Here is a 17,789-nt window from a genome sequence, read left to right as displayed (position 1 = left end):
TCATGACTAAGAAACAAACCCTCTCCAAGATCCTCCTGTACTACAAGTTCCAGCCAATTTCCGATCCGGACGCGGTGCGCCTGTGGCAGAAGGAACTGTGCGAGCGCCTGGGCCTGCGCGGCCGCATCCTGATCTCGGAGCATGGCATCAACGGCACCGTTGGCGGCCCCATCGACGCCTGCAAGGAATATGCCAAGCGCACCAAGGAATACTTCCGCGGCATTGAGTACAAGTGGTCTGAGGGCGGCGCTGAGGATTTCCCGCGCCTATCCGTCAAGGCCCGCGACGAAATCGTGGCCTTCGGCGCGCCCGGTGAGCTCAAGGTTGATGACAACGGCGTTATCGGCGGCGGCGTGCACCTTAAACCCGAAGAGGTCAACAAGATGGTGGAGGAACGCGGCGATGAGGTGGTCTTCTTCGACGGCCGCAACGCTATGGAAGCCGAGATCGGCAAGTTCAAAAACGCCGTTGTGCCAGACGTGAACACCACCCATGACTTCATCCGCGAGCTTGAATCCGGCAAGTATGACTGGATGAAGGACAAGCCGGTTATCTCCTACTGCACCGGCGGCATCCGCTGCGAGATCCTCTCAGCCCTGATGAAGAACCGCGGCTTCGAAGAGGTCTATCAGATAGACGGCGGCATTGTCCGCTACGGCGAGAAGTACGGCAATGATGGCCTGTGGGAGGGCTCCCTCTACGTCTTTGACAAGCGCATGCACACCGAGTTCGGCCAGGGCGTGGAGGACCCGGGCTTTATCCAGTTGGGCCACTGCAAGTGCGGCAAGCCGACCAACAAGTTTGAAAACTGCATCAACGAGGACGAGTGCCGCCAGCAAACGCTTATGTGTGAGGACTGCGCCGCGCACATTGAGACCCGGCATTGCGGCCGTCCGGAATGCGAAAAGGTCGCGGCCCAGCTCGCCGCGCAGCTAGGCGCGGGGGCCTAGGCGCCCAGGGAGGCGCTCCCGGGCGCGCCCCGGGAGTGCTTAGGGCAATCAGTGCAGTTAGTGCAGGGTCGAGGCGTAGATCATCTGGATGCCGTTAAACAGCCAGAACATGGAGTGCGGCACCAGCATGTAAAACACGCCCATCCAGGTGCGCCAACGCAGGTAGCGGCGGTACTTGGACAGCATGATGAAACCGGCGGCTAGCATGCCCACGGTGGGGATGGTAAGCGCCGCGATTCCCCAGATAAGCTGGGCGTTTGGGGTGCATAGCCAGATGGCCTCCCCGGCCTCGCACAGCGGGCCGCCCATGGAGCGGAAGACGATGCCCAACACGCCGGCCACCACCGCGGAGGAAATGAGCACGGCGAAGAGGAAGATCCAGGCCTGGCGCGAGGACCGGCGATTGGCCTCGGCTATTTCTGCGGGATCGGGTTCATCCGCCAACTCGTCGAAGCTACGGGGTTGGGGCCGAGGCCGGTTTGAATAGTCCGCATCGGCGCGGAGGTCATTTTCGGGGTGGTCTACGAATGGGTCGCTTTCGCCATGGAATAATCCAGCCATAATGAACCCAAGCCTAGCGGTGGGAGGCTGGATACACCATCATCGGCACAGAAAGGTGCGGCAGCAGCTCCGTGGCGGTGGAACCAAGGAACACGCGCTCCAGCGGGCTCATGGGGTTGGACCCCAACACCATGAGATCCCCCTTCTTCCACTTCAAAGAATCCACCGCGCCGGCCCAACCGGAGCCGGAACCGATGCTGGTGGTCACGTCGACGTCGGAATAGCGGTCCGCGATCGCGTCCACGGCGCGGTCCAGGAGTGCCAGGGAGTGCTCGCGCCACTCGTTGGTCAAAGACGCCGCCACGTCGTCCTTCTCGCTGAGCGGGGCGTGAACCATCGAGGCCGGGCTAAACGCAAGGATGCGCAGCGGCACGTCCCACCTGCGGGCCAAGCTGGCCGCGGCCAGCAGCGATGGATCGTCGGTCCGCGCGTTTTCATCGGTAAACGCGAAGTTCAGGCGGGTAACACCATGCTTGGACAGCTTGATGGAGCGAGGGATAAGCCCCAGTGGGATGGGGGAGTAATGCAGCAGGGCATCCGCGGTGGAACCGGCCAGGAATGTGCCCTTTGAGGCCGCCTGCTTGGAACCCAATAAGATGATGTCCGCTTTGAAGTCATGGGCGGCCTCGGTCAGCAGCTGCGGCTTGGAGGGGCCGTCAACGAGTACGGAAAAGTCCTTATCCCAGAATGCGCGGTCCAAGTCCGCCGCGTCTAGGGCCTTCCTTACGGCCTCCTTGCAGGCCTCGGCCTCACGTTTAAACCACTTTTTGTACTTGCCGCCCAGCTTGGACAGGGACGTTGAGTGCCAGGGCTGGATGAAAGTGGAGATGACGCGCACCTGCACGGGCGAGCTTTGCGAGAGCCACGCCGCATACTCCAATGCTTCCGGTCCGGAATGCCCCGGGGTCCAAGAAACAAGTATGCGTACCGCATCGCGGCGGTGGATGTCAGCAGACTTTTTGGACATGTATTGCTTCTAGACCTTTGTACTTGCGCGCCGGTGATTGCGCCCCACCGCCCTGCGCGGCGGGGCAGACAACCATAGGTCTATGATTATAGGCCCACAAGCATCGGGAACGGAACTGCCCCCCAGTGTGCAGGTAACCCGTTAGCCTATTCCGGCCCCGTGGGTTGCCGGTGACCCACGGGTTTCGCTGGTGGGTTCTGATGGTCCCGGTTACTTGCGGCCCATGTGGGTTGGGCGGTAGATAACGGCCAACTGATGGACCAGGTGGGAGATCTGCTTCGCGGTATGCAAACCATCGGCGTCCAGCCAGCGCAGGATCTCGGCTAAGGCCTCCGCGCGCTGGCGGGAGACAATCTGAAGCTCGGCCTCGCCCAGCTGGGTCAGCGCAACGAGCACGCCGCGGCGGTCCTTTTCATCGCGCATGCGCTCTACAAAGCCGCGGCGCTCAAGCTGGTAGAGCGCGTTGGATGCAGTAGGCATGCGGATGAGCTCCGCTTCAGCCACCTGGCTCACGCGGGACGGGCCGCGCTCCTTTAGCTGGTTCATGATGGAAACCTGCGAGGTGGTCAGGGAAGAACCCTCAGTTGTGCGCTGGAAGACCACCATCAGCTTGTTCAGGGAAGGCTGAAGCTGAGCAGCTACCTCAAGCGCTTCTTCCAGGCTGGACGGGGACGTCTCTGACTGTGGGGTTGGTTCACTCATGGAAACTAATTTAACAGAACCGCCCGGTTGCGCGGTAATGCGCTTGATGCTTGTTTCTGGAAAAACTATTTTTAGTTAGAACGTTGAATAGTTTATAGACCTATAAACTCCGCGCGATGGGTGCACCCCCACGTGCCGGGCCCGCCGCGTTCCCCTCAACCCCCTTGCCCTGGCCTTTCCCGCGCTATATCCGCAACCAGAGGTAATCAGAAAAGGAAAAACCTCGAGACCCACGCCGCTTGTGGTTAACCGGCGTGGGTCTCGAGGATCGGTCCACAGGACCGGGACATTGACTAGGATTGTGCCGCGCGCAGCAACGCTGATCTGCGCTTAACTATTAAGCGTCGCCAAGGATGAACTGCTCCAGTTCGGCGCGCGCAGCCTCATCGCCCATCTGTACGGGTGGGGACTTCATGAGGTAGGCGGAGGCCGGAAGGATTGGGCCCGCCAGGCCGCGGTCCAGGGCGATCTTCGCCGCGCGGACGGCGTCAATGATGATGCCGGCCGAGTTCGGGGAGTCCCATACCTCCAGCTTGTATTCCAGGTTCAGCGGGACCTCGCCGAACGCGGAGCCCTCGAGGCGCACGTACGCCCACTTGCGGTCATCGAGCCACTCAACGTAATCGGACGGGCCGATGTGCACGTTGCGGTCTTCCTTCTTGCCCGCCAGCGGGGAGGTGTGAAGGTTGGACGTCACGGCCTGGGTCTTGGAGACCTTCTTGGACTCCAGGCGGGAACGGTCAAGCATGTTCTTAAAGTCCATGTTGCCGCCCACGTTGAGCTGCATGGTGCGGTCCAGGCGTACGCCGCGATCCTCGAAGAGTTTCGCCATCACGCGGTGGGTGATGGTCGCGCCCACCTGAGACTTGATGTCATCGCCGACGATGGGAACGCCGGCGTCAACAAACTTTTGGGCCCACTCCGGATCGGAGGCGATGAATACCGGCAGCGCATTGACAAAGGCCACGCCGGCATCAATGGCCGCCTGCGCGTAGAACTTGTCAGCCTCCTCTGAGCCAACGGGCAGGTAGGAGACCAACACGTCGGCGCCGGAATCGCGCAACGCCTGGGCTACATCCACCGGTTCCTCGGGGGATTCCTCGATGGAGGCGAGGTAGTGGGTGCCCAGGCCGTCCAGGGTAGGTCCGCGCTGCACGGTAACGCCCAGGTTGGGGACATCGGCGATCTTGATGGTGCAGTTGCGGGAGGCCTCGGTGGCCTCGGAGAGGTCCTTGCCCACCTTGTCCGCGTCAACGTCGAACGCCGCGACAAACTCGATGTCACCTACGTGGTAGCCGCCAAAGGTGGCGTGCATGAGGCCCGGAATCTGCTCATCGGTGGCCGCATCGCGGTAGAACTCAATGCCTTGGATGAGCGAGGTAGCGCAGTTACCAACGCCGGCGATGGCTACCTTAACTTTTCCTGTCACTTAAAACTCCTTGAATTGTGCGTACCTTGCCAGGGTAGGGACGGATGGGCGGCCCGTGGGGTACGGCGCAATGTGGATCGATAAAGTAGGCGCGATTATGGTGGGGTGGGTGAGCACCGTTGGCTATAAGCACGTGGTTTCCCACGAATGGGAGCGCGCGGCACATTTGAGGGATCTACGCGCCGGGAGGCTTTCGCGGGCCCAGGTTTGCGATGCGGACTTCCTGCTCCGCGCGGCGGCGGAGCACCATGGAGTGGACTCCCCGCGCCCGTGCCCCGTATGCGTGGGCCCGTTGCGATTGACCCGGTGGGTCTATGGGGAAAACCTGGGCAGGCGCTCAGGTTCCGCGCGTTCTGAGGAAGAGATTGCGGCGATTGCCGCCGAGGGCCTCGAATTTACCGTCCACCGCGTTGAGGTATGCCCGCAGTGTCATTGGAATCACCTGCTGAGCTCGGCGGTTGCGTATTGTGACGGTCGATAGGGCGCTAGAATGGTGCTTTGGTTTACGCATGGCCGTAAAATGCCGGTAAGCTGCGAATACTAGTGATTCGCTGGTGAATCCAGACCTTAGATACACAGTAAAGGCGTATTAGAAGCAGTGAGCGATCAAGAATCGACTACCCCAGTCCGTAGGCATCGTCGCGCGGAGCGGAGCGAAAAGCGCAAGTGGCCATGGTATCTCCTGGCCGCGTTCCTTATTCTGCTGGCGATCCCCGCGGTGATGTTTGGCATTGCTTATGCCAAGTATGAGGTGCCGGAGCCGCAGGAGCTGACCAACAAGCAGATCTCCACCATCTACGCCAATGACGGGCAGACCCAGCTGGCACGCATCGTGCCGCCGGAGGGCAACCGTTCGCACGTGACCTTAGAGCAGATCCCCGATCACGTTGAAAACTCCGTGCTCGCCGCCGAGGACCGCGAGTTCTGGACCAACAACGGCTTTTCCTTCACCGGTTTCGGCCGCGCGGCCATCGGTCAGCTCACCGGCAACGCTTCGGCCGGCGGCGGTTCCACCATCACCCAGCAGTATGTGAAAAATACCCTGGTGGGCGACGAACGTTCTTACGTCCGCAAGGCTCGCGAGCTGGTTTATTCCATCAAGATGACCAACGAATGGTCCAAGGAAGAAATCCTTAACGCCTACCTCAATACTGTGTACTTCGGCCGCAACGCCTACGGCATTCAGGCGGCATCCAGCGCGTACTTCAACAAGGACGTGCGTGATTTGACCGTGGAAGAGTCCGGCCTCTTGGCGGCCATAATCCAGCGCCCATCGGCGCTCGACCCATGGAACAACCCCGGCGAGTCTGAGCAGCGCTGGAACTATGTGCTTGACGGCCTCGTGGATATGGGAGAGCTGGACGCCGCCGCGCGTTCCGGCATGGTATTCCCGGAGACCCGAAACCCGGCCGAGTACTCCGCGTACACGGAGGCAACCGGCGCGAACGGCCACATCAAGAACCAGGTCATTAAGGAACTCGGCGAGATTGGCATCACCGAGGATGATGTGACCACCCAGGGCCTGCAGATCACCACCACCATTGACATGAAGGTCCAAAACGGCCAGATCAATGCCGTGGACGCCAACTTGGCGCCGCTGCAGGAGGACGCCCGTGCTGGTGCGGTCTCCATCGAACCGGCAACCGGCGCGGTCCGCAGCTACTTCGGCGGCCACGACGCTAACGGCTGGGACTACGCCAATGCGCCGCTCCAGACCGGCTCCACCTTCAAGGTGATGGCCCTTGCCGCGGCGCTGCAGCAGGGTATCCCGTTGAGCACCATGTACTCCTCCGATCCCTATCAGCTGCCGGGGTCCAAGATTGTCGAGAACTATGACGGCAACGGCTGCGGCGTGTGTGACCTGCGCGTGGCGCTGAAGAATTCCTACAACACGACCTTCATGCGCCTGCAGGATGATCTCGAGAACAAGACCCAGGACACCGCGGATATGGCCCACGCGCTGGGCGTTGCGCGCAGCTTGCCGGGAATCGATGCGACCCTGACCGAAAATGGCCAGACCCCTTATGAAGGCATCGTCCTGGGCCAGTACCAGTCCCGCCCGCTGGACATGGCCACCGCGATGGCCACCCTGGCCAACGGTGGCGTGTGGCATGACACCTACTTCGTTGAGCGCGTTGAGACCAACACGGGTGAGGTGCTCTACGAACATCCAAAGGACGGCGGCGAGCGGCGCGTCTCCGAGCAGGTCGCGTACAACGTGCTCGACGCCATGAAGCCAATCGCGGCCTGGTCCAATGGCGCGCTGGCCGACGGGCGTGAGACCGTGGCCAAGACCGGCACCGCGCAGCTGGGTGACACCGGTGCCAACAAGGACACCTGGATGATGGGTGGCACCCCGCAGCTGGTCGCCGCCGTATGGGTTGGAACCGCGGATAACACCACCGCCATCTACAACGCGTGGGGCGGCAATATGTACGGCTCCGGCGCGGCCACCCAGATCTGGAAGGGCACTCTCGACGCGGCGCTTGAGGGCACCGAGGTGCAAACCTTCCCAGTGCCTGGCGCAATCCGCTACGGCAACCCGGACGTGAATCCGGGCACCTGGTATGACCCAAGCTGGTCCGCCCCGGCGGACACGTCGCAGGAGCCGACGGATGCCGCCCCATCGGAGCCCGCACCAACCGATGCGCCCGCTGAAGGCGAGGGCGCGGGCAACCAGCAGCCAAGCCCCGCCCCGGCACCCGAGCCGGAGCCCGAGCCGCAACCGCAGGAGCCGGCCATCGACGTGGGCCAGGCCATCGATGACCTGATCGAGAATCTCCCTAGCCAGTAGGGAGCTGTGGCTCATTAGCCCAGACTCGGGTCCCGTGCGCCGGACCCGGCAATCACGATGAAGTTCGCACGTTAACCAAGGAGTGACCGCGGTGGGCCACTGGAATAGGGACATCGTCACGTTGGCTCGCCGCGTTCCGGCCTCGGCGGAGCCTATGGCCCGTGGCGTGGTGAATTTCGTGGGCGGCCCCCGGGGCCGCTTCTCCCGCGGCGGGGCGAGCGCGGGCACGCCCCTGCTGGCGATTACCGCCTTCGCCTGGACGTTTTTAGCCCTCGGCTTCTTATCGAAGGCCAATTGCGCCGGCGGCTGGCGTGGCGATGACGGCATAGTACACCTGGATTGGTCCGGCAATCGCCAGTACATCTCCGCTTGTTACAACGATATTGTCCCGCTCTTTGGCGGCCGCGGCCTGGACCAGGGGGGATTCCCGTATGCCTATTCGTGGGTTGAGGGGGATCTGACCCGCTATATGGAATACCCGGTGCTGGCCGGCCTGTTTCAAGGCGCGGTGGCCTGGGCCTCGCGCCTGAGCTACCCGGTGGTGGAATGGGCCGGGGTGCCCCTGGCCGGGTGGTACTTCGCGGTGACCGCGCTGGTGATGTCCGTCTTCTGGGTCGCCACGGTGCTACTGGTCTCCCAGCTGCTGGGCAACAGGATCTGGGATGCAGTCTTGGTGGCCGCGAGCCCATTGGTCATAGTCCACGCGTTTACCAACTGGGATCTCATGTCCATCTTCTTCGCCGTGGTGGCGATGTGGCTCGCCGCGCGCAAGAAGATGGCCTGGGCCGGCGTGGCTATCGGGCTGGGCACGGCGTTCAAGCTGTGGCCTTTGTTTCTCCTGGGCGCATACCTGGTCCTGGCGGTGCGCCACAAAAAGATCGCGCCATGGGGCGTGATGGTGGGCTCCGCCGCCGCGTCCTGGATGGTGGTCAACTTTCCGGTCGCGCTGGCCTACCCGCAGGCGTGGGGCGAGTTCTACCGGCTCAATTCCACCCGTGGCGCGGAGTGGACCACCATCTACGCGATGTTCAACCGCGTCACGGGCGTTGGCCTCCCGGTGGATTTCCTCAATACTTTCTCGCTGCTGGGGTTCCTGGCCTGTTGCGTGGCGATTGGCATTTTCGGGCTCAAGGCGCGGCGCACCCCTCGCGTGGCGGAGCTGGTGTACCTCATCCTCGCCGCCTTCCTGTTGTTCAACAAGGTCTGGTCCCCGCAGTATTCGCTATGGCTGCTGGTGCCGGCCGTGCTGGCGCTGCCGCGCTGGCGCTTAGTATTCGCCTGGGGCGTGGCGGACGCGCTGCTCTGGCCAATCCTCATGCTCCACATGATGGGCACGGAAAACAAGGGTCTGCCGCAGGAATTCCTGGACGCGGCCGTGCTCGCGCGCGATGGGCTCATCATCGCGATGGCCGTCATCATCATCCGGCAGATGCTGGGCAAGGCGCGGGATAAGGTCGCGGTGGCTCACGCCGGCATGGATCTTCTGGCCGGCCCGTGGGGCGGGCATCGCCTTTCATCCGACGCCGCCCCCGTACCCAACCCAGCACCCACCCCAGCCGCAGCTTCGGAACCGGCCTCACCGGGAGAAGCGACTACTGACACTAAGGCATAATCATGACCGTAACCATTATCGGAATCGTATCCATCTTCCTGGGCTTTTGCTGCGTCATGGCCTCTTTTTACTTCTTCCGCACGCGGGCTGACCGCACCTTGTCTTACGTCTTCGGCGCCCTGGCTTTTGTGCTGCTGACGCTGATCCCGGTGACGTCGGCAGTGTTTTGGGCGGCCACGGCGGGCGGGACTGCGGGCTAGGCCGGCCTGGCGCCGGGTCTAGTAACCAGAAAAGATTTGTTTGTGCAGCTCACATAAGGTACTGTGGTGGGGTTGCTTGACGCAACGTACCCTCCTGCCACATCCGCAAAGGTGATGTGGCCGAACCAATTACTAGACCATAGGAGGTGATGAGGTCCGTGCGTCACTATGAAGTAATGATCATTTTGGATCCAGCCCAGGATGAGCGCACCGTTACCCCGTCCCTGGACAAGTTCCTTGAAACCGTCCGTTCTGAAGGCGGCAAGGTTGAAAACGTTGATGTATGGGGCAAGCGTCGTCTTGCATACCCAATCAACAAGAAGGACGAAGGCATCTACGCCGTCGTCAACCTGGAGTGCGAGTCCGCATCCGTACTCGAGCTCGACCGTCGTCTGAACCTGAACGACTCTATCCTGCGTACCAAGGTTCTGCGCACCGACAGCAAATAGCGGATACTGGGGTTCATACAACAGTTAATCCACTCATGTAAGGAGAACCAGAAACATGGCACAGGGAGATACCACAATCACGGTGGTCGGCAACATCGTCGCCGATCCAGAACTGCGATTCACGCCATCGGGCGCACCGGTGGCTAATTTCCGCGTCGCCTCCACGCCTCGTCGCTACAACAGCCAGACGCAGCAGTGGGAAGACGGCGAAGCGATGTTTCTGACCTGCAATGTGTGGCGCAATGCGGCAGAGAACGTAGCCGAATCCCTGACCAAGGGCATGCGCGTCATTGTTCATGGCCGTTTGAAGTCTCGTTCTTACCAAACCCGCGAGGGTGAAAACCGCACTGTCTTTGAGATCGACGTTGACGAGGTTGGCCCATCCCTGAAGTACGCCTCCGCACAGGTTTCCCGCAATCCACGTGAGGGTGGTAGCGGCAACTATGGCGGCGGCAATGCCGGTGGTGGCAACTTTGGCAACAACGGTGGCAACGGCGGCAACCAGGGTGGCTTTGGTGGAAATTCTTCCAACCAGGGCAACCAGGGTGGCCAGCAGTCCGCTCCGGCTAACGATCCATGGAATTCCGCACCTCCGGCCGGTGGCTTCGGTGGTGCCGATGAACCCCCGTTCTGATCTGTCAGTCAAACACCGAACACTTAACTCAATTGAAAGGCAGGGATCATGAAGCTGATCCTCACCGCTGCCGTTGAGAACCTCGGCGCCCCAGGCGAAATTGTTGAGGTAAAGAACGGCTACGGACGTAACTACCTGCTTCCTCGCGGTCTGGCCATCGTGGCTACCCGCGGCGCAGAGAAGCAGATCGAGGGCATCAAGCGCGCCCAGGAAGCTCGCGCTATCCGCGACCTGGATCACGCACGCGAGGTCCGCAACCAGCTCGAGCAGCTGAAGGATGTCAAGGTAGAGGTTAAGACCTCCGACGCTGGCAAGCTCTTCGGCTCCGTTAAGGCTGACGATGTTGTAGCAGCTGTTAAGGCTGCCGGCGGTCCTGCACTGGACAAGCGCATCATCAACATGCCAAAGGGCTTGGTCAAGAAGACCGGCAATTACCAGGTTGAGGCTCAGCTGCACGCTGACGTCCTCGGCAAGGTGAACTTCTCGGTCGTTTCCGCCTAATAACAAGGTTTGGATAACGACGGTCTGAATTAAGACCCAAAGACAACAGCACTTTAGGGCCCCACGGCCAACCCATGTGAGGTGGGTTGAACGTGGGGCCTTAAACTTGCGCGGATCCCCCGCGCCCAGCGCGGAACCGGCATCGACCGGTCCGCATCTACACCCGCAGGTGAATGTGACCAGAATCCCGTTTCGGTTTTGCTCACCGGAGGGCCCTTTGGCTGTGTACAACTCACCAGTCAATTGTGGACGTTGTGGATAAAACCGGCTCACCTGTGGATAACTTGCGGCCAATTAACCCTTAGGAAACCTTACGGACACGGCGATGGCGCCTAAAGGAAACCGCTGGTCAGGGATTTATCCACCGCTTTTGTGGGATTATTCACAGCTCAAAAAGCGCCCTGACCAGTGCATTTAATAATCGCAGGTCACGGCCTTAATGAGTTATCCACAGGCCTGACCGGCGCTTTTGGTACGTCGCCCTATTGCGACCTGCGTTTTCTACAGGGGGCTGTGGATAACTGCTCCATCGGCGTCCCCGGGCGGGGGTGAACCTGGGCATTGTAGGAAGTCGATTGTCCGTTTTGGCTCTCGTTCCGGGGGAGCGCGGGCGGGGAGGCAGAAGGCGTGTCCACCGCCTGCACTAGACTGCAAAGCGCGAATCCTTAACGGCCGCGTCCTGGGCTGCCAATCGGGTAGTAGCGGCGCAATGTAAGACAACTTAGTTAAACAACGAACAGTAGGGAGCAACTGGTATGAATGCGGGTTCGGGTGCCAGCTTTGATGATGATTACACTCCGCCGGAACCTCCGGAAGAGGACTTTATTGGCGAAGAGCTAGCGACATTTGAGCCCGCTCCGCCGCCGGCTTTTGATGACGCGCCACGCGGGGGATACAGTTCGGGTGGCCATAAGTCACGGGGCAAGGGCGGGTACAACAAGGATGATTTCAACCGGCCGGACACCCGTCGCTACGACGAGTTCCGCCAGCCCCCCGCGGATAAGGAGGCCGAGCAGGGCGTGCTTGGCGCCATGCTGCTTAGCCCGCATACCGTGGCCGAGGTCATTGACGTATTGGATCCCGATGACTTCTACTACCCGGCGCACACGCTCATCTACCACGCGATGCTCGATCTCTACTCCCAAAGTTCTGAGATTGACCCGGTCATTGTTGCCGGCCGCCTAGACCGCCAAAACAATTTGGAACGCGCCGGTGGTGCGCCGTATATCCACACCCTGATGTCCGTAGTGCCTACCGCGGCTAACGCCCGTTATTACGCCGAAATCGTGGCTGAGAAGGCGGTGCTGCGCAAGCTGGTTGACGCGGGTACCCGCGTCGTGCAGCTGGGCTACGAGGGCGCGGAGGACACGGAAATAGAAAACGTCATCGACCGCGCGCAGCAGGAAGTCTTCAAGGTCGCCCAGAAGAAAACCACCGAGGATTACCGCGTCCTGGGGGACATCATCCCGCCCACTATCGATGAGCTCATCGCCCTGGGCAAGGACGGGCAGGAAACCGGCGTCCCCACCGGTTTCCATGACCTGGACAAGCTGACCCATGGCCTGCGCGCGGGACAGATGATCATTATCGCGGCCCGTCCCGGCGTGGGTAAGTCCACCCTCGCCATGGACTTCATGCGTTCTGCTTCGCTGAAGCACAATAAGGCCTCGGTCATTTTCTCCCTGGAAATGAGCGCGTCTGAAATTGTTATGCGTCTGCTTTCCGCGGAAGCGGAGGTAAAGCTTTCTGATATGCGTGGCGGCAACTTGAGCACGGATGACTGGCACAAGATTACGGACACCCTGGACCGCATCGAGCAGGCCCCGCTCTATATAGACGACTCGCCAAACCTCACCATGATGGAGATTCGCTCGAAGGCCAGGAAGCTAAAGCAGCAACAGGGCCTAGACCTTATCGTGCTGGACTACATGCAGCTGATGAGCTCCGGTAAGAAGGTTGAATCCCGCCAGCAAGAGGTTTCTGAGTTCTCCCGTTCCCTGAAGCTGCTGGCCAAGGAGCTTGAGGTCCCGCTCATTGCGATCTCCCAGCTCAACCGCGGGCCCGAGTCGCGTACCGATAAGCGCCCCCAGCTCGCCGATCTCCGTGAGTCCGGATCGCTCGAGCAGGACGCGGACATGGTTATGCTCCTTTACCGCCCGGATTCCCAGGATCGCGACAATGAGCGCGCCGGTGAGGCGGATATCATCCTGGCTAAGCACCGTGGCGGCCCAATCGATACGGTTCAGGTTGCCCACCAGCTGCACTACTCGAAGTTTGTGAACATGGCCCACGGTTAGCCTTAACCTTCGGCTCCCGCCCCACGCTCCCCGAAAAGATCCTGCCTGAGGTTTCGGGGGATGCGTGGGGTTTGCCTATGTCCGGGGCGCCCGCGGCCATCGCGAAGGCGCGGATTTTGTCATACTTATAACCTCCCCACAGCCGGTTGAAATGTGAAATCCCTCACATTAAGGCAATACCGTCAGGCTAAGAGATAAATAGGCTAATTTCAAAACCGCCGTTGACCTCTAGTTTTAGTGTCTAGTAAGTGTTACCTATCTAAGGGCGTCCTTTGTTAGGGAATCCTGACCTTCGATGACAGGGCCCGGTGATCCTGCAATTGTAGGTACTGACAGAAAAACACATACCGAATCAGAGCTTTACAAGGAGGCTTCCATGACTGTCCGCACCATCTCCGCAACAAACGCAGCATGCGCTGGCACTCTGGCTAGCCTGAGCAAAGATATCACCGTGGCTCACACCGAAGGCAAGACCCTTTTGCTGAACATGCCGCGTTCAATCGAGGACATCTCCGCACAGGCACCGAAGCGTGGCTTCTTCGCCCGCATCTTTGGCTAGGTTTACCCGGCTGGAATCCCGTCGAAGGGGAGGAAGGCCAACCCAGTGCTATTGATCTACCGGCAGCACCGCCCGATGGGCGCGTGCTGCTTTTTGTTGGCCTCCTTAGGGGTGCGCCTCGCCGTGCCCCGTAGCGCCGCGTTAGTAAGGGTCATGCCGGCTGGAACTGCGGCCCTGGGGTTGCCAAACAATTACGGGTCGGTGAAATAACTGCTTGAAAAGGGTTCTCTGGAACGCGTTTGGTGGATAGGGTAGTGGATGGAAAAATCCCAGAATCCGGATACCAGTGTCAGGAAGGCCCGTTAAAACATAATGGATGCACGTCTTGCAGTACGCCGCAAAGCTCAGTTCCGTAATGAAGAATCCGCGTTGCGTGAGACTCTGAACAATCTCGATGGCGTGAACCTTGAGGGCGTGACCCTCATCAATATCTATGACGTCTTTGGCGCCACGGAGGATGAACTAAAAGCGCTCAAGGCGTCCGTGGTGGCGGACGAGCGCGTCGATGACGTGATAGGTGACGGGGAACTGCAGGAGATGCTTGCGCAGGCCCCGGCGCACCTCGCGGTGGAGCCGCTGCCAGGCCAGTATGACCAGCGTGCAGACGCTGCGGTGCAGGCGCTTCGCTTGCTGCAGCCGCAGTCCCGGGCTTTAATCTACTCCGCCGAGCTGTACCTGTTTGCGCCAGCGCAGGGTGGGCTCACGGACCCGGCGAAGGAAACCATCCACTCCTTCCTCATCAACCCGGTTGAGGCGGGGGAGAAGGATATGTCTATCCTTCGTGAGCCCGCCATGGGGGACAAGGAACCGCTCAAGACGTACGCGGACTTCCTGGAGCTGGACGAGGACGGCCTTGCCGCCCTGCTGAAGGAAGAGGGCATGGCCATGAACCTGGCTGACCTCAAGCTCACCCAGGAATACTTCGCCTCCGAGGGGCGCACCCCCACCGAGGTAGAGCTCTCCGCGCTGGATACCTACTGGTCTGACCACTGCCGCCATACCACCTTCAACACGGAGTTGACCTCCATTGAGAACAATGTGCCCGCCTTCGGCCCACTGCTGGACCGCGCGTTGGCACGTTATGAGGAACTGCGTGAGCTCAACGGGCGCACGCACAAGCCGAAGACGCTGATGGACATGGGCACCATCATGGGCCGTGAGCTGCGCAGGACCGGGGTCATGGATGACCAAGAGGTCTCTGAGGAGATCAATGCGTGCTCCGTCTATGTGGACGCCGTTAACGCAGCCACCGGCGACAAGGAGCCGTGGCTGCTCATGTTCAAAAATGAGACCCACAACCACCCCACCGAGATTGAGCCATTCGGCGGCGCGTCCACCTGCCTGGGTGGCGCCATTCGCGACCCGCTATCCGGCCGTTCCTGGGTATACCAGGCGATGCGCATCTCCGGCGCGGGTGACATTAACACCCCTCGCAATGAAACCATTCCAGGCAAGCTGCCGCAGGCGGACATCTCCTCCCGGGCTACGCATGGCTATTCCTCCTACGGCAACCAGATTGGCTTGGCCACCACCGGGGTTCGCGAACTGGTTCACCCGGGCTACGTTGCAAAGCGCCTGGAGTTGGGCGCCGTTGTCGCGGCCGCACCCGTGGACAACGTCAGGCGCCTGGAGCCGGAAGCCGGCGACGTGGTCATCTACCTCGGCGGCCGCACCGGACGCGATGGCGTGGGCGGCGCCACCGGTTCCTCCAAGGCGCACGATGAGGATTCCCTGCAGACCGCGGGCGCCGAGGTGCAGAAGGGAAACCCGGTCAACGAGCGCAAGATCCAGCGCCTGTTCCGCCGCCCCGAGGTGGCGCAGATGATTGTCCGCTGCAATGACTTCGGCGCCGGCGGCGTATCCGTCGCGGTGGGCGAGTTGGCGGATTCCATTGACATTCACTTAGACCGCGTGCCGCTGAAATACTCCGGCCTTAACGCGCGTGAGATCGCAATCTCAGAGTCGCAGGAGCGAATGGCGGCGGTAGTGCGCCCACAGGATGCGGAGGCGTTTATTGCCGCCGCGGCCGAGGAAAACATCGAGGCGGTGCAGCTGGCGGAGATCACTGACACCGGCCGCCTACGCATGTTCATGGGTGATGAGGTGGTCATGGACCTTTCCCGTGAATTCATTGAGACCAACGGTGCGCACCGTGCCCAGGACGTGGAGATGGTCGCAGCGCCCGCTACCTCTGAAGCGGATGCGCAGGAGGCGGAAGCGCCCGTCCGCCTGCTTGAGGCATTACAGTCCGCGTCCGCCGGATCCCAGGAGGGAATGGTGGAGCAGTTTGATGCAACGGTCGGGCGTTCCACTGTGCTCATGCCTTACGGCGGCCGCACCCAAAAGACCCATGAGCAGGCTTCCATCCAGACCCTGCCCCTGCCGGGCGGTTCCACCACCGCCTCGGTGATGACCTGGGGATTTTCCCCTCAGCTGGCGGATAAGTCGCCGTTTTTGATGGGCTCTTATTCGGTGGTTGAGGCCTTGGCAAAGCTCACCGCGGCCGGTGCCGATCCGCGCGGGGCGTGGCTGTCAGTGCAGGAATACTTCCAGCGCCTGGACCAGAACCCGCAGCTGTGGGGTGAGGTCACCCAGGCGCTGCTCGGCCTGCTTGAGGCGCAGGATGCATTCCAAGTAGCGGCCATCGGCGGTAAAGACTCCATGTCCGGCACGTACGGTGACAATCTGCATGTTCCGCCAACGCTGGTGACCTTCGCGGTGGCCGCGATGGACGCCGCCGAGTCCGTCTCTGCGGCAATTCCGGCCGGGGAACATGAGGTGTACGTCTTGCCGCACACCCCGCTGGAAACCGCCGAGCCTAACTATGAGCAGCTCAACGTGAACTTCGCCACCGTGCGGGAGCTGGCTGAATCGGGCAAGGTTGCCGCCGCGCAGGCCGTTAGCGAGTCGGGCGTGGGCCCGGCCTTGGTCAACATGGTTGTGGGCAACGAGTTGGGCTTTGAGTCTGAAACCACGGAAGTTCCGGCAGTGACCGGTTCCATCATCGTCGCCGTTGCGCCAGGTACCGAGGTTAACGGCGGCACGTTGCTGGGACGCACCAATGATTCCGGCACTATCGCGTGGGGCGATGAATCCTTTACCGTCGCGCAGGCATTGGACGCCATGGAGGCCGGCTACCGCGAGGTCTTCCCACTCAATACGGCCGGCGCCGACCAGCCGCTGCCGGACTTCGCCACCGCCCTGCCGGAGGCCCCCGTCAACGGCGTGAAGCCGGCCGAGGCGGGCGCGCGCAAGGCCCATGTCCTGTTGCCGGTGTTCCCGGGCACGAATTCCGAGTATGACATGGCAGAGGCGTTCCAGGCCGCCGGCGCAACCACGGAGTTCCACGTCATCCGCAACTTAAACGCGCAACAGCTGGAGGAGGACACCGCGGCCTTCATCGAAAAGCTGCGGGAGGACAAGACCACTATCTTGGCATTCTCCGGCGGTTTCTCCCTGGGCGATGAGCCGGACGGCTCAGCGAAGTTCATCTCCGCTTTCCTGCGTGCGCCGGAGGTTTCCGCCGCGGTCAAGGCGTTCACCGAGCGTGACGGACTGGTCCTGGGCATCTGCAATGGCTTCCAGGCGCTGGTCAAGTCCGGGTTCCTGCCCTACGGCGACCCGTCGAAGCAGACGGAGGCCTCCCCAACCCTGGCACACAACCGCCAGCTGCGCCACGTTTCCCGCATCGCGGAGACCCGCGTGGCCACCAGCGGGGACGCGTCGCCGTGGTTGTCCACGTTTGCACCGGGGCAACGCCAGTTTGTCCCAGTCTCCCATGGCGAGGGCCGCTTCGTGGTGAGCGAGCAAGAGGCCGAGGCGCTGTTCGCGGCCGGCCAGGTTGCCTTCCAGTACGTGGATGCCTCCGGCGCCCCAACCATGCAGGCGCCGGCGAACCCCAACGGTTCCTCCTACGCCATCGAGGGAATCATCTCCCCTTGCGGCCGCATCCTTGGCAAGATGGGGCACCCCGAGCGCTTCCGCGATGGCCTCATGAAGAACATCCCGGGCATTGAGGTTCAAGACATCTTTGCCAATGCCGTCAACTACATTGAGGGCCGTTAGCCACAAGTAAGTGCGGCTAATGACATAAGGCGCGCGCCCCGGGCCCCTGTAACGGGCAAAAGGCGCGCG

At 61.4% G+C, this 17,789-nt stretch carries 15 protein-coding genes; 11 read left to right on the top strand and 4 right to left on the bottom strand.

Going from position 1 to position 17,789, the window contains the following annotated elements; translation table 11 throughout:
* The first annotated feature begins 2 nt into the window (after positions 1 to 2).
* Positions 3 to 950, top strand: coding sequence for an oxygen-dependent tRNA uridine(34) hydroxylase TrhO (trhO, locus tag CENDO_RS10810; RefSeq protein ID WP_136142020.1), 948 nt, complete (start codon positions 3 to 5; stop codon positions 948 to 950).
* Between the two features lie 57 nt (positions 951 to 1,007).
* On the opposite strand, the gene CENDO_RS10805 is transcribed toward trhO, so the two are convergent.
* The 4 genes from CENDO_RS10805 to CENDO_RS10790 all read right to left on the bottom strand — a co-directional run bounded on the left by CENDO_RS10805 (position 1,008) and on the right by CENDO_RS10790 (position 4,609).
* Positions 1,008 to 1,511, bottom strand: a complete 504-nt coding sequence (locus CENDO_RS10805; RefSeq protein ID WP_136142019.1) for a hypothetical protein — start codon at positions 1,509 to 1,511, stop codon at positions 1,008 to 1,010.
* A gap of 13 nt (positions 1,512 to 1,524) precedes the next feature.
* Positions 1,525 to 2,478 (bottom strand): universal stress protein, encoded by a 954-nt coding sequence (locus CENDO_RS10800; RefSeq protein WP_136142018.1) that lies wholly within the window; start codon positions 2,476 to 2,478, stop codon positions 1,525 to 1,527.
* Between the two features lie 210 nt (positions 2,479 to 2,688).
* A complete protein-coding gene (locus tag CENDO_RS10795; RefSeq protein ID WP_136142017.1) occupies positions 2,689 to 3,180 on the bottom strand; it encodes a MarR family winged helix-turn-helix transcriptional regulator in 492 nt (163 codons plus the stop codon).
* 337 nt (positions 3,181 to 3,517) lie between these two features.
* Positions 3,518 to 4,609, bottom strand: a complete 1,092-nt coding sequence (locus tag CENDO_RS10790; RefSeq protein WP_136142016.1) for an inositol-3-phosphate synthase — start codon at positions 4,607 to 4,609, stop codon at positions 3,518 to 3,520.
* A gap of 70 nt (positions 4,610 to 4,679) precedes the next feature.
* Between CENDO_RS10790 and CENDO_RS10785 the strand changes: the two genes are divergently transcribed.
* The 10 genes from CENDO_RS10785 (at position 4,680) to CENDO_RS10740 (ending at position 17,720) form a co-directional block, all read left to right on the top strand.
* Positions 4,680 to 5,090: a DUF5318 family protein gene (locus CENDO_RS10785; protein ID WP_168707207.1), complete on the top strand. Its 411-nt coding sequence runs from the start codon at positions 4,680 to 4,682 to the stop codon at positions 5,088 to 5,090.
* A gap of 117 nt (positions 5,091 to 5,207) precedes the next feature.
* Complete coding sequence (locus tag CENDO_RS10780; protein ID WP_136142015.1) at positions 5,208 to 7,403, top strand: transglycosylase domain-containing protein; 2,196 nt, start codon at positions 5,208 to 5,210, stop codon at positions 7,401 to 7,403.
* A 154-nt stretch (positions 7,404 to 7,557) separates the two neighbouring features.
* A complete protein-coding gene (locus CENDO_RS10775) occupies positions 7,558 to 9,015 on the top strand; it encodes a glycosyltransferase family 87 protein (RefSeq protein ID WP_136142277.1) in 1,458 nt (485 codons plus the stop codon).
* Between the two features lie 2 nt (positions 9,016 to 9,017).
* Positions 9,018 to 9,215: a hypothetical protein gene (locus CENDO_RS10770; protein ID WP_136142014.1), complete on the top strand. Its 198-nt coding sequence runs from the start codon at positions 9,018 to 9,020 to the stop codon at positions 9,213 to 9,215.
* Positions 9,216 to 9,373: 158 nt separating this feature from the next.
* Positions 9,374 to 9,664 (top strand): 30S ribosomal protein S6, encoded by a 291-nt coding sequence (rpsF, locus tag CENDO_RS10765; protein ID WP_210726538.1) that lies wholly within the window; start codon positions 9,374 to 9,376, stop codon positions 9,662 to 9,664.
* A 55-nt stretch (positions 9,665 to 9,719) separates the two neighbouring features.
* Positions 9,720 to 10,298 carry a single-stranded DNA-binding protein gene (locus tag CENDO_RS10760; RefSeq protein WP_136142012.1) on the top strand — a complete coding sequence of 193 codons (579 nt, stop codon included), beginning with the start codon at positions 9,720 to 9,722 and terminating at the stop codon, positions 10,296 to 10,298.
* Between the two features lie 48 nt (positions 10,299 to 10,346).
* Complete coding sequence (gene rplI / locus CENDO_RS10755) at positions 10,347 to 10,799, top strand: 50S ribosomal protein L9 (RefSeq protein ID WP_136142011.1); 453 nt, start codon at positions 10,347 to 10,349, stop codon at positions 10,797 to 10,799.
* 755 nt (positions 10,800 to 11,554) lie between these two features.
* Complete coding sequence (gene dnaB / locus CENDO_RS10750) at positions 11,555 to 13,096, top strand: replicative DNA helicase (RefSeq protein ID WP_210726537.1); 1,542 nt, start codon at positions 11,555 to 11,557, stop codon at positions 13,094 to 13,096.
* 376 nt (positions 13,097 to 13,472) lie between these two features.
* Positions 13,473 to 13,655, top strand: a complete 183-nt coding sequence (locus CENDO_RS10745) for a hypothetical protein (protein ID WP_136142010.1) — start codon at positions 13,473 to 13,475, stop codon at positions 13,653 to 13,655.
* Between the two features lie 312 nt (positions 13,656 to 13,967).
* Positions 13,968 to 17,720 carry a phosphoribosylformylglycinamidine synthase gene (locus CENDO_RS10740; RefSeq protein WP_136142009.1) on the top strand — a complete coding sequence of 1,251 codons (3,753 nt, stop codon included), beginning with the start codon at positions 13,968 to 13,970 and terminating at the stop codon, positions 17,718 to 17,720.
* Positions 17,721 to 17,789: the final 69 nt, after the last annotated feature.

This window comes from Corynebacterium endometrii (assembly GCF_004795735.1).
Lineage (GTDB): Bacteria > Actinomycetota > Actinomycetes > Mycobacteriales > Mycobacteriaceae > Corynebacterium > Corynebacterium endometrii.
Note: the sequence above shows the minus strand (reverse complement) of the source record. Positions and strands in the feature narration are given on the sequence as shown.

Bases quoted from the DNA above. Each gene is read 5' to 3' on its own strand.
- CENDO_RS10785 (WP_168707207.1), top strand. From the start codon at position 4,680: ATGTGGATCGATAAAGTAGGCGCGATTATGGTGGGGTGGGTGAGCACC.
- rplI (WP_136142011.1), top strand. From the start codon at position 10,347: ATGAAGCTGATCCTCACCGCTGCCGTTGAGAACCTCGGCGCCCCAGGC.
- CENDO_RS10795 (WP_136142017.1), bottom strand. From the start codon at position 3,180: ATGAGTGAACCAACCCCACAGTCAGAGACGTCCCCGTCCAGCCTGGAA.
- CENDO_RS10760 (WP_136142012.1), top strand. From the start codon at position 9,720: ATGGCACAGGGAGATACCACAATCACGGTGGTCGGCAACATCGTCGCC.
- dnaB (WP_210726537.1), top strand. From the start codon at position 11,555: ATGAATGCGGGTTCGGGTGCCAGCTTTGATGATGATTACACTCCGCCG.
- CENDO_RS10745 (WP_136142010.1), top strand. From the start codon at position 13,473: ATGACTGTCCGCACCATCTCCGCAACAAACGCAGCATGCGCTGGCACT.
- CENDO_RS10800 (WP_136142018.1), bottom strand. From the start codon at position 2,478: ATGTCCAAAAAGTCTGCTGACATCCACCGCCGCGATGCGGTACGCATA.
- CENDO_RS10770 (WP_136142014.1), top strand. From the start codon at position 9,018: ATGACCGTAACCATTATCGGAATCGTATCCATCTTCCTGGGCTTTTGC.
- trhO (WP_136142020.1), top strand. From the start codon at position 3: ATGACTAAGAAACAAACCCTCTCCAAGATCCTCCTGTACTACAAGTTC.
- CENDO_RS10775 (WP_136142277.1), top strand. From the start codon at position 7,558: ATGGCCCGTGGCGTGGTGAATTTCGTGGGCGGCCCCCGGGGCCGCTTC.
- CENDO_RS10740 (WP_136142009.1), top strand. From the start codon at position 13,968: ATGGATGCACGTCTTGCAGTACGCCGCAAAGCTCAGTTCCGTAATGAA.
- CENDO_RS10805 (WP_136142019.1), bottom strand. From the start codon at position 1,511: ATGGCTGGATTATTCCATGGCGAAAGCGACCCATTCGTAGACCACCCC.